This is a genomic window from Methylomonas sp. BG-2, from assembly GCF_057766305.1.
In genome coordinates this window covers 1-11704 of sequence record NZ_JBYMAP010000134.1, presented here as the reverse complement: position 1 = coordinate 11704, position 11704 = coordinate 1, and the positions used below count along the sequence as shown (strand labels likewise).

The 11704-nt window shown below is 60.2% G+C and carries 11 protein-coding genes; 8 read left to right on the top strand and 3 right to left on the bottom strand.

Going from position 1 to position 11704, the window contains the following annotated elements:
• Window positions 1-702 (top strand): heterodisulfide reductase-related iron-sulfur binding cluster (locus tag AC3B8H_RS13585; protein WP_488442084.1); only part of this gene is annotated, 702 nt, incomplete at its 5' end.
• Window positions 703-1034: 332 nt separating this feature from the next.
• A complete protein-coding gene (locus AC3B8H_RS13580) occupies window positions 1035-1880 on the top strand; it encodes a hypothetical protein (RefSeq protein ID WP_488442083.1) in 846 nt (281 codons plus the stop codon).
• Here the strand turns inward: AC3B8H_RS13580 and AC3B8H_RS13575 are convergent.
• Together AC3B8H_RS13575 and htpX are read right to left on the bottom strand one after the other, a co-directional pair.
• A complete protein-coding gene (locus AC3B8H_RS13575; RefSeq protein WP_488442082.1) occupies window positions 1877-2107 on the bottom strand; it encodes a DUF2835 domain-containing protein in 231 nt (76 codons plus the stop codon). The two genes, AC3B8H_RS13580 and AC3B8H_RS13575, sit on opposite strands and share 4 nt — an antisense overlap.
• A 40-nt stretch (window positions 2108-2147) precedes the next feature.
• Window positions 2148-3023, bottom strand: coding sequence for a protease HtpX (gene htpX, locus AC3B8H_RS13570; RefSeq protein ID WP_488442081.1), 876 nt, complete (start codon window positions 3021-3023; stop codon window positions 2148-2150).
• A 106-nt stretch (window positions 3024-3129) separates the two neighbouring features.
• On the opposite strand from htpX, the gene AC3B8H_RS13565 reads away from it, so the two are divergent.
• Window positions 3130-4245, top strand: a complete 1116-nt coding sequence (locus AC3B8H_RS13565; protein ID WP_488442080.1) for a PQQ-dependent sugar dehydrogenase — start codon at window positions 3130-3132, stop codon at window positions 4243-4245.
• Entirely contained in the window at window positions 4242-4877 is a 636-nt protein-coding gene (locus tag AC3B8H_RS13560; RefSeq protein ID WP_488442079.1) for an NUDIX domain-containing protein, read from the top strand. Before AC3B8H_RS13565 ends, AC3B8H_RS13560 begins: the two co-directional genes overlap by 4 nt.
• 21 nt (window positions 4878-4898) lie before the next feature.
• On the opposite strand, the gene AC3B8H_RS13555 is transcribed toward AC3B8H_RS13560, so the two are convergent.
• The gene (locus tag AC3B8H_RS13555) at window positions 4899-6326 is read right to left on the bottom strand and encodes an alpha/beta hydrolase (protein ID WP_488442078.1); all 1428 of its coding nucleotides are present in this window, start codon (window positions 6324-6326) and stop codon (window positions 4899-4901) included.
• A gap of 237 nt (window positions 6327-6563) precedes the next feature.
• Between AC3B8H_RS13555 and AC3B8H_RS13550 the strand changes: the two genes are divergently transcribed.
• The 4 genes from AC3B8H_RS13550 to AC3B8H_RS13535 all read left to right on the top strand — a co-directional run bounded on the left by AC3B8H_RS13550 (window position 6564) and on the right by AC3B8H_RS13535 (window position 11279).
• Entirely contained in the window at window positions 6564-8792 is a 2229-nt protein-coding gene (locus AC3B8H_RS13550; protein ID WP_488442077.1) for a spermidine synthase, read from the top strand.
• Window positions 8793-8800: 8 nt separating this feature from the next.
• Window positions 8801-9829, top strand: coding sequence for a UDP-3-O-(3-hydroxymyristoyl)glucosamine N-acyltransferase (gene lpxD / locus AC3B8H_RS13545; protein ID WP_488442076.1), 1029 nt, complete (start codon window positions 8801-8803; stop codon window positions 9827-9829).
• Window positions 9830-9898: 69 nt separating this feature from the next.
• The gene (gene rpiA / locus AC3B8H_RS13540) at window positions 9899-10576 is read left to right on the top strand and encodes a ribose-5-phosphate isomerase RpiA (protein WP_488442075.1); all 678 of its coding nucleotides are present in this window, start codon (window positions 9899-9901) and stop codon (window positions 10574-10576) included.
• A gap of 223 nt (window positions 10577-10799) precedes the next feature.
• Window positions 10800-11279 (top strand): peroxiredoxin, encoded by a 480-nt coding sequence (locus AC3B8H_RS13535; RefSeq protein ID WP_488442074.1) that lies wholly within the window; start codon window positions 10800-10802, stop codon window positions 11277-11279.
• The last annotated feature ends 425 nt before the right edge of the window (window positions 11280-11704 follow it).

Genomic DNA, 11704 nt, shown 5'->3' with positions numbered 1-11704 from the left:
GTGTTGCTGCCGCAAGGTTGCGTGCAACCGACCCTGGCACCGCGGATCGATGCCGCGACGGCGCGGGTACTGGACCGGATCGGCATCAGCGCCGTGCCGCTGCCGGCCGGCTGCTGCGGCGCCCTGCCCCACCATCTGGACGCTCAGTCCGAGGCGCTGGCGATGGCGCGCGCCGTCGTCGATCGTTGCTGGCCGGCGTTACAAGCCGGCGCCGAAACGGTCATTTCGACCGCCAGCGGTTGCGGCGTGATGTTGAAGGATTACGGCCGGCTGCTGGCCGACGATCCGGACTACGCCACCAAAGCCGCCACCGTTTCCAGCAAGACCCTAGACATCGCCGAATACCTGACCGGCCAGGATCTGGCCGCGTTGTCGGCGCGGCCTAGCCGAGTCGCGGTGCAAGCGCCCTGCACCTTGCAGCACGGCCAAGGCCTGCCCGGCGTCGTCGAGTCCTTGTTAAGCGGCCTGGGCTTCGAACTGACCGCAGTCGCCGATGCGCATTTGTGCTGCGGCTCGGCCGGCAGCTACAGTCTGCTGCAGCCGGCAATCGCCGAACGGTTGCGCGACGCCAAATTGGCGGCCTTGCAAGCCGGCACGGCGGACGTCATCGTCACCGCCAATATCGGTTGCTGGTTGCACTTGCGCGAGCGGGCAACGCTTCCGGTCCGCCACTGGATCGAATTGCTGGACACCGGCGCGTAGGGCTAGCGCCTCCGACAAGCCACGGTCGGAGTCGATATTGGGTGCGGTACGGATGCCGCGAGCCGGCCCGGATAAACTGCCAGAATTATCGAATATCCAGATAGACCCATCAAAACATATCGTTTTATTTAATTCAAATCCGCTATTAAGCTAAGCAGCATACTCGGCGGACGCTTGGCCGCGTTCGACTCCGGACCCTGTCGCTACACAACATCGCGACGGACATTCGGCCGATCATCATCGCGGATCCGCATCGGCGGTCACCCAAGCAATCGCGCTAATTCGTAGCAGCCGAGCACGCCCTTTTGCCCCCCTTTAGTCAGGAGACAACCATGCCATTGCAGCAACTGGTGGAATATTTCAACGACCGCCTGGAACAGGAACACAACAGCGGATTTCGGCCGTTTGTACTGCGCGACGGCCGAGTGGAAGCGTCATTCGGCCCCATTCGCCTGGCAAGCCAATTAAATCCGGTTCGGGAAACCTTGCGCAGCGCGCAACGGGTCGGCCACATGGCGCAACTGCAAATCAGCGCCAATCCGGCCCCAAGCCCGCCGCCGGCCACGGTGGACGCGCTACTGAATCCGGAGCCGCCGCCACGGAGCATCGTCAATTTCGACCGGCTGTCGCGGGCGGTGCACATGCTGAATTATTTGCCCGAAGCGCATCTGGACGAGATTTTGTTTCTGGATGTCGATCCTCGCCACATCCTCGGCGTCAAAACCGACCACGGCGCATATTTCGAGGAAGTCATCGTCAAATGCGGCCTGCAAACCCGCAATGTGGCAATCGTGATGACCGTGAACCGGATTTACGCCCGCTATTACCAAACCTTGCTGAAAGGCTTGCAAAACTATCAAACGCGCGCTTATCGGGTGGCGTTGAAATTCGATTACCCGACCCTGGATCAGGCGGCGCTGGATTTGCTGGCCCGGGCCGCGGCCGACTTCGTGTGCCTGTCGGTCGGCGAATTGGAGCGGATACGCGACAGCCGCTTGTTGGAGAAATTGCGCCAATTGAACGGCTTGATCGAATCGATAGGCGGGCGCGGCATCCTGTTGGATATCGCCGACAAACAAAACGCGGCTTTAGCGCGACAGACCGGCTTCGGTTTGGTGCAGGGCGACTATTTCGACGCAACGGCCGTGTCGGCGCCGGTTTACGCCCGTTCGGCCTAAGCGAGTTTTTTGATCGAAACGAATTTGTTGGCCTCGGTCAGCTCCATTTCGAAATAGCCCTGGATACCGGATTTGGTGAGATAGCGTTGGACGTTGCCGGCCGGAAATACCACCCGGCGGCCGTCCTCGCTCAAGGTGGTGACGGTCTTGGCCTGGCCCCGGTAAACCGCCAGGTATTGATCGTAACTCAGGTTTAAACGGAAGCGGATGTAACGGCGATTGGACATGAAAAAGCCGCGCCGGCTAACCGGCGCGACCTCCCTTCGATTAACGCATGTTTTGCAAGGCTTCGATGCGCTCCTCGAGCGGCGGATGGCTCATGAACAAGCGTTGCACGCCGCCGCCGTTAATGCCGAACGCGGCTAGTTCGCCCGGCAACTGCGCCGGCTCGTGCGAGCGCTGCAAGGCCCGCAACGCGCCTATCATTTTCTGACGGCCGGCCAAATTGGCGCCGCCGGCATCGGCCCGGAATTCGCGGTAACGCGAGAACCACATTACCAACATCGAGGCCAAAATCGACAACGCGATTTGAGCAATCATTTGGGTGATGTAATAGGCCGGACCGTAGCCGCGTTCGGTCTTGAACACGGCCCGGTCGACGACATAGCCGATGATGGTCGCGAAGAAGTAGACGAAGGTGTTGACCACGCCTTGCATCAAGGCCATCGTCACCATGTCGCCGTTGGCGACGTGGCTGATCTCGTGGCCGACCACGGCTTCCACCTCGTCCGCGCTCATCGCTCTCAGCAACCCGGTACTGACCGCCACCAACGCGTCGTTGCGGTTGGCGCCGGTGGCGAAGGCGTTGGGTTCCGGCGCATCGAAAATACCGACTTCCGGCATGCCGATGCCGGCCTGTTGCGCTTGACGGGAAACCACATCCAGCAACCATTGTTCGGTCTGGTTCTGCGGGCGGTCGATCACATGCACGCCCATCGCGTTTTTGGCGGACCATTTGGACATGAACAACGAAATGATGGAGCCGGTCATGCCAAATACCGCCGACATTACCAGCAAGGCGTCCAGGTTCAGATTGACGCCTTGGGCATCCAGCGCGCCCTTCAGGCCGAGGACGCTAAAAATGATACTGATCGCAATCATGATGGCCACGTTGGTGGCCAAAAACAGCAGTATTCTGGTCATGGTTTGACTTTCCTCTATCGTTGTTGAGTGGTGGTGATGTGGGGCGCCTAAAAATTAAATTCAAGGTTATAGAGTGTTACCATCTGCGAAAAGTTTATTTTGGGGTATGAAAATGAAAACAATCCAAGCGCTATGGCTGGTTTTGGCGACGATCGGCGCCGCCCACGCCGCCGATCGCGACTACGACTCGGTGCTCAGCCAACTCAAGCTGCCGGCCGGCTTCAAGATTAGCATTTTTGCCGACGGCGTACCCAATGCCCGGCAAATGGCGCTCGGCGACAACGGCACGGTATTCGTCGGCAGCCGCGACGGCAACGTGTTCGCGGTTCAGGACCGGGACGGCGACGGCATCGCCGAACAGCAATTTCAGATCGCCCAACAATTAAACTTGCCGAACGGCGTGGCGTTTAAAAACGGCTCGCTGTACGTCGCGGAGATACACCGCATCATCCGCTTCGATAACATCGAACAACGCTTGAGCAATCCGCCCAAACCCGAAGTGGTGTTTAACGATTTTCCGGAAGACCGCCACCACGGCTGGAAGTATCTGCGCTTCGGTCCCGACGGCAAGTTGTACACCGCCGTCGGCGCGCCGTGCAACATTTGCGATCCCGGCAAGCCGATTTACGGCTCGCTGGTCAGGCTAAATCCGGACGGCAGCGATTTTGAAATCCTGGCGCGCGGTATCCGCAACACCGTCGGTTTCGACTGGGAAACCCGCACCAATCATTTATTTTTTAACGATAACGGCCGCGACTACTTGGGCGACGACGTGCCGCCCGACGAACTCAACGAATGGAGCCGGGCCGGCGAGCATTTCGGCTACCCCTACTGCCATGCCGGCACCATCCCCGATCCGCAACTGGCCGGCGACAAAACATGCAGCAGCTTTATCGCGCCGGTCTGGAAGTACAAAGCCCATATCGCCCCGTTGGGCATGCGCTTTTACACCGGCAAACAGTTCCCGGACCACTATTTCCGGCAATTGTTCGTCGCCCAACACGGTTCCTGGAACCGCACGCAACCGCAAGGCTACCAAGTCGATGTGGTCAAGTTCAGCGGCGGCCATCCTTATAACGAACAACCGTTCATCAGCGGTTGGCTGACCGCGTCCGGCGAAGTGTTGGGTCGGCCGAACGACGTCATCGTCGGTCGCGACGGCAGCCTGCTGATCAGCGACGACAAACTGGGCGTGATCTACCGGGTGAGCTACGGCCGATGAGCAAGCATCAATTCGAAGTGTTGGACGTGAAAACCGTCTACGAAGGATTTTTTCGGCTGGAACAATACCGGGTGCGACACACGCTGTATCAAGGCGGATGGAGCCGGCCGCTGCAACGAGAGCTGTTTCGGCGCGGCAACTGCGTGGCGGTCTTGCTATACGACCCGGACCGGGATGAAGTAGTCTTGATCGAGCAATTCCGGGTCGGCGCGATCCTGCGGCCGAACCATGCCTGGCAAATTGAAATCGTCGCCGGCGCGATCGAGGACGGCGAGACCGCCTCAGACGTCGCCTACCGCGAAGCGCTGGAAGAAGCCGGCTGCGAGATATTGGAGCTGATCGAAGTCAAACGTTTTTACACGACGCCGGGCGGCTCGTCGGAGTTGATCACTTTGTTTTGCGGCCGGGTCGATAGCCGCGGCGTCGGTGGCGTTCACGGCCTGGACCACGAGGACGAAGACATCCGCGTGTTCGCGGTCAAGGCCGAACAGGCCTTCGCGATGCTGGAAGACGGCTCGATTGAATCCGGGATTCCGATTCTGGCCTTGCAGTGGCTGTATATGCACCGCGACCGCTTGCGGGCGCGCTGGGCGGCGAGTCCGGCCGAGCGGGATCTGCCCGAACCTGCCTAGACCCGCCAGCCCTGGTTGGCGCTAACGGCCCTTGAACACGCCGGCCTTGCCCAGCCAGGGATTGAATTTCTCCAGCAGCCAGGCTTTGGCAAATTCGTCGTTTTTGACGAGCAAATCCAGAAAGGCGGTACTCGCGCTTTGCACCGCCGCGACTTGCTTGTATGCCCGCTCGATCCGCATTTTTTCCAGGTCTTCGCCGCGCAATCCATAGCCGGGGCCGCCGCCCATCGGCGGTCCGCCGCCTCCGCCCATGCCACCGCCGACTCGATTGACCGGGTTCAATAACAATCGGCCGCCCGGCCCGCCGCCGCCCAGACCCATGCCGGGGCCGCCGCCCAAGCCGCCGCGCTGGCCCTGGCCGGTGCCGATCCCGGCGCCGGCCAGTAATTGATGGCTGGCCTCCTTCAACATCAACAGGTATTTGTCGCCCGGCGGCGCGTGCTCCCAAACCGAAGTACGGGCGGCGGCGGCACCGATCGCGTAGGAATCGTGGTCCTCGCTGCCGGTGATGGCCAGCAGCGGCAAGGCCATCGGTTGAAAACGGCCGCGGACATTGCCGGTCGCCAAATCCACGGATGGACTCAACAGAATACCGGCCAAGGGTCGCAAGCTTTCCCTGCCGGGCAATTCAACGCCAAAGTTTTCGCCAAGCACCGCGCTGACGGTTTGCGCGCCCAAATCGTAGCCGGCCAACACCATTTTATCGACGTCGGCGGCGGCATACAGGCGTTGTCCCAAACCGGCCCGGGTCCGGAGTTGCTGGTAAGCCCAGGCCAACTCGGCGACTCGACCGGGCAAATGCTCGACGGCGAAATATTCGTGGCCGAGATAGCGCAACTCGCTGCCGCGGGCGGCTTTGGAAGGACGGCGTTGATCCTCCGGTCGGTCGCTGTCGTCCTCGTCGTCTGGCCGGACTTCGTCTTCCGGATCGGGTCCGCCGCCAAACCAACCGCCGAACATCCCCGGCGCCTCGCCGTCCTGCTCGCCCGGCGGGCCGAATTCGCTATCGGTGCCGGCGCGGGGGCCGCCGCGCGGCCGATTCAATTCGCGCAAGGCTTGGCCGATCGCCACCGGTTGCACGCAGAACACCGCATACCCGGCCTTGGCCCAGAATTCGCGCCACAAGCGGCCGCCGCCGGCATCCTCGCCCAAGGCCGGCAGATAGACGATCAACGGGTAACGGCCGGGCGCGGTCGGTACCGTCATCGATACGTCCAAATCGCGGCCGTCGCGGTGCCAGATTTCGCGGCCGGATTCGATCTCGAACAGCCGCGCCGGCCGATAGCCGCCGTCCAGCAAAACTTTTTCCAGCTTTTCGGCCTGCTCGACCTGGCTGGGCGGCAGCGGCCGTGAACCACAGGCGGCCAACAGCAGACACCACGGCAGCCAGACCGCGATCCGTAAACCGCTCGCGAACCTGCCGATCGGCCGGCTTGAAGATCGTTTCATCGCACCGAATTCCCTATTGATTGATAACAACATGCAACAGCCAAAATTTAAACACGGGTAAACAACAGTATGCCGACGAGGTCGGTAAATCCCGGTCAATATAATGTAAATTCCGGTAAAAAACCGCGCATCGACCTTTTGACGCCAACGGTCCGCGGTCCAAGCCCCAGCCACAAGCCGGCGCAAATGCTTTATCATTGGCCCGCCCGGCTCGGCCAACCCCCGACAATAATAACGATGAATTCAGCGCCTCAAACCACCTACCCCACCCTCATTTCGCCGGTTATCGCATTCGCCACGACCCTATTCATCAGCGCATTGCTGATGTTCGTGCTGCAGCCGATGTTCGGCAAACTGTTGCTGCCCTTGCTCGGCGGTACGCCGGCGGTGTGGAACACCTGCATGGTGTTTTATCAAACCTTGCTGTTTTGCGGCTATCTGTACGCGCATTGGCTGACGGCCCGGCAAGGCGCCCAGCGCCAGATTCAGATTCACACCGCCTTGATGATCTTCAGCGTGTTCGCGCTGCCGGTGGCGCTGCCGGACAACCCCAACCCACCCACCGCCGGCAATCCGGCCTGGTGGTTGGTCTGGACTTTGTTTTTGGCGATCGGCCTGCCGTTTTTCGTGATCTCGGCGACCGCGCCGTTGCTGCAAAGTTGGTTCTCGCGTTGCGGCCACCGCAGCAGCGCCGATCCGTATTATCTTTACGCCGCCAGTAATGCCGGCAGTTTGTTGGCCTTGTTGAGCTATCCGTTTTTAATCGAACCCAACATCGGCTTGGCCAACCAACGTCTGGTTTGGAGCGGCGGCTATCTGCTGCTGTGCGCCTGCATCCTATTCTGCGCGGCCGGCTATTGGCGCAATCAATCCGAGGACGAACTGGAAGCGCCCAGTTTCGACGAAACCCTCACGCCGCCGAGCCGCTGGCAACAACTGCATTGGGCCGCGCTGGCCCTAGTGCCTTCCAGCCTGTTGCTGGGCCTGACCCAGTTCATCAGCACCGACATCGCGGCGGTGCCATTGTTGTGGATCGTGCCGCTGACGCTGTATTTGCTGTCGTTCATCCTGGTGTTCGGTACCTGGGCCGAGCGCATCCGGCCGTGGATGCTGGCCGCGCAACCGGCGGTGTTGACGGTATTCATCGCCTATTCCTTCATCAATCCGGCCACGCTGCCTTATTGGCTGGATTTGATTCTGCACCTGACCTCGTTCTTCCTGGCGGTGATGGTCTGCCACGGCGAATTGGCGCGCAGCCGGCCGCATCCTCAATTCCTGACCCGGTTTTATCTGGTGATGTCTTTCGCCGGCATGCTGGGCGGCTTGTTCAACACCTTCGTCGCGCCGTTTTTGTTCGACGCGGTTTACGAATACCCGATCATGATCGTCGCGGCGCTGTTGTTGCGGCCCGGCCTGCTGAACGGCCGCTGGCCCTTGCAGTTGATATTTCCGGTCCTGATACTGAGCGCCGGGCTGGCCGTCTATTTTTCGACCGAGCAATTATTCGACTATCTGGACCTGATCGGCGGCGCGCTGATCCTGCTGGCCGGTATCAGTTACGCATTGCGTCACAGCCCGTTGGCGCTGGGCACGCTGACGGCGGTACTGCTGTTGTTTACGCTGGGTCTGCACGGCATGGCCTCGAACGTGTTGTATCAGGAACGCACGTTTTTCGGCGTGTTGTCGGTGCGAGATACTGTAATTCCCGACGAAAATCAAAAGCCGGAAAAAGTCCGCGAGCTGTACCACGGCACCACCAAGCACGGCGCCGAGCGCTTGATTCCGGCGCAAATCACCACGCCGCTGACTTACTACAGCCGGCCCGGCCCGATCGGCCAGCTGTTCGCCGAATTCGACGCCGAAAATCCGCGTTGGCGGATCGGCGCGGTCGGCCTGGGCGCCGGCGCGCTGGCCTGCTACGCCAAGGAAGGCCAGACTTGGTCGTTTTACGAAATCGACCCGCTGGTGGTTTCGGTCGCGCAAGATCCCACTTGGTTTCATTATCTGGAGCGTTGCGCCAAACAGGCGGCGATGGTCGTCGGCGACGCCCGCTTGTCGCTGGCCAACGAGGCCGACGCCAGCTTCGACCTGCTGATCATGGACGCCTTCAGCTCCGACGCGGTTCCCACACACTTGCTGACCCGCGAGGCTTTGCAGCTATACTTCAGCAAGTTGAAGGACGACGGTTTGCTGGCATTTCACATCACCAACCGCCATCTGGCGCTGAAGAAAGTCCTGGCCGACCACGTCAACCAACTGCATCTGGCCGGCCTACTCCAGGAATTTAAACCGGAAACCGATGTCCCTCTGGTGGTCGCCACCGATTGGGTGGTGATCGCGAAACATCCCGAGCGCTTGGAAAAACTGCAACAAAGCCGGCTCGGGCATTGGCAGAAATTGCCGCTGTCGTTCGGTCTGCAACCCTGGACCGACGATTTCACTCATATCATTGGCATTTGGAAATAGGAAAACGCATGCTTATTACGGAACTGGCCAGTCGTTGCGACGCACAAACGCAAGGCGGCGACGCAACCCAATCCATCCATTCCGCCGCCGACATCATGTCGGCCCAACCCCACCAGGTCACCGTCCTCAGCGACGGCAAATACAAGAAACATTTGAAAGACACCCAAGCCTCGGCCTGCTTCATCGCCGAAGCCCTGATCGACGCCGAAATGCCGGCGGGCCTGACGCTGCTGGTTTGCAAGGATCCGGAAATCAGCTTTCTGAACGCCGTCAAACTGCTGCATCCCGAGCCGGTGTTCAAGCGCCAGGTTTCCGAGCACGCCGTGCTGGCCGACACCACCACACTGGGTTACAACGTCCATGTCGGCCCGTTCGCGACGATAGGTCAACACAGCAGCGTCGGCGACAGCAGCACCATCGAAGCCGGTGCCCGCATCGGCAATCACGTGGCGATCGGCAAACATTGCCATATCCACCCCAACGCGGTAATTTACGACAACAGCGTGATCGGCAATCACGTGATTATTCACGCCGGCGCGGTGATCGGCGCCGACGGATTCGGCTATAAATTCCGCGACAACCAACACGTCAAGGTGCCGCACGTCGGCCACGTCGAAATCGAGGACCACGTCGAAATCGGCGCCAACACCTGTATCGACCGGGGCGCCTTGGGGCCGACCCGGATCGGCGCCGGCAGCAAAATCGACAATTTGGTCCAGCTCGGCCATAACAACATCGTCGGCCGCAACGTCATCATCTGCGGGCAGTCCGGCATCTCCGGCTCCTGCACGATAGAAGACGGCGCCATCCTGGCCGGCAGCACCGGCGTCGCCGACCACGTCAAAATCGGATCGCGCGCGGTGGTGATGGCCCGTAGCGGGGTTTCGCAGGATATTGATCCCGGCGCGCAAGTTTGGGGCAGCCCCGCCAAGGACCGCAAGGTCGCCTGGAAGGAGTTGGCGGCCCTGGCCAAACTGCCGGAATTGCTGCAAAAATTTAAAGCGCTGGAAGCCCGCGTTCACAAGCTGGAAGAATAATCCGGCCCCAAAACTTGACGGCCGGCTTTCACGTCATCCCGTTTTTTAGACCATCGCAAAGGCAGAACCATGAACGACAAACAACGCGTCGCCCAACATGCTGCTCAACACGTGCAAAACGGCATGATCGTCGGCCTGGGCACCGGCTCTACCGCCAATCTGTTCATCGAGGAACTGGCGCGGCGCCGCACCCAGGAGGGCCTGAAATTCACCACCGTGGCCAGCTCGACGGTCAGCACGATCAAGGCCCGCCAGCTGGACCTGCCGCTGATCGCGATCGACCATCTCGAACACCTGGACTTGTACGTGGACGGCGCCGACGAAGTCGCGCCCGATCTGACGCTGCTGAAGGGCCGGGGCTACGATTTAGTCCGCGAAAAGCTGCTGGCCAAGGCCTGCGACTCGTTCCTGGTACTGATCGACGCCAGCAAGCGCGTCAAGCGTATCGGCGAAAACTTCCCGATTCCGATCGAAGTCACGCCCTTTGCCTGGAAGCTGGTACAACGCAGCGTGGCGGCCATCGGCGGCCACGGCGGCTTGCGGCAAACCGCCAACGGTGACGGCCTGGTCGTCACCTCGCACGGCAGTTTGGTGCTGGATGTGGTGTTCGACTCCACACTGGACGCCAAAACCCTGAACGAACGACTGAACGGCATTCCGGGCATCGTCGAACACGGTATATTCAGCGGCCTGACCCGGGCGGTATTTTGCGGCCACGACGGTCAAGTCGACGAGCTTTGGGCTTAGCGGCGGCCGTTGCATTCGGCGCGGTTTAATCTCGGTCTGCAACCCGCCGCGAGCTTAGTCCCAGCAATTTTGTGGTAGAAGCCCGTCCGGCGCTTGGTCCATAATCGCCGCCAGCCGCGGATCGCCGGAATTTGGGTTCCGGCCGGCGCGGCCGGCTTGGTGCCGATGGCCGGCCCGGCCCATCCGTCAGTTCGCATTCGCCCCGTACAACAGGAGAGAACCCATGTCGCAATTATTAGAAAAAAACCAGGAAGCGCCGTTTTTCCGTGCCGTGAATCAAGACAACAAAATGATCTATCTGTCGGATTACCAGGGCGAAAAGAACGTAGTGCTGTATTTTTACCCCAAGGACGATACGCCGGGCTGCACGATAGAAGCCAACGACTTTACCGCGCTCGCCGCCGAGTTTGCGGCGGCCGACACCGTCATCGTCGGCGTCAGCAAGGACGACTGCGAGAGCCACCGAGCCTTCATCGCCAAATACGGACTGAACGTGCAATTGTTGGCCGATACCGACGGCTTGCTATGCGACAGCTACGGCACTTGGCAGGAAGTCGAAAAAGACGGCGTCAAAAAGTGGAAGATCGTCCGCTCGACCTTCATTATCGGCAAGGACGGCAAGTTGATCGAAGCCTTGTACGGCGTTAGCCCGGATGGACATGCGCAAGCGGTATTGGATACGGTCAAAAGCCTGCCCAGCTAAGATAAAACGCCGAGCAATCCGCTGTTCCCGATACTTTTCAGACCCAAAACAGCCGGCTTGTCCCCAAGCCATTCAGCTTACCTGTGGCTGGATGACGCCAAGGAAGGCTGGTAGCAATAGGCTTCGAAGCATCTGTAAATAATTACAGATGCCAAGCTCGCCATAGTCAAAAATATCGGTGCCCAACCATTCGCCAAGCCAATGATCGCGTGTTGACCAAAGGCCCGCGATCTCCGGGATTTATCCGCATCATGATTTATCAAATTCGCGGCTGATACCTGCCAATCGTCACCGCTTGATCGCTGGAACCGGGCGAACACTTGGGCAAGGAGAAAATCGGCTCTCGACCTTGGGGCGGGACTTTAACCACCCGGCAGTTGGCGAGCCGCCGACTCCGCGCGATACTTGCGCAACCTTTGATTGCA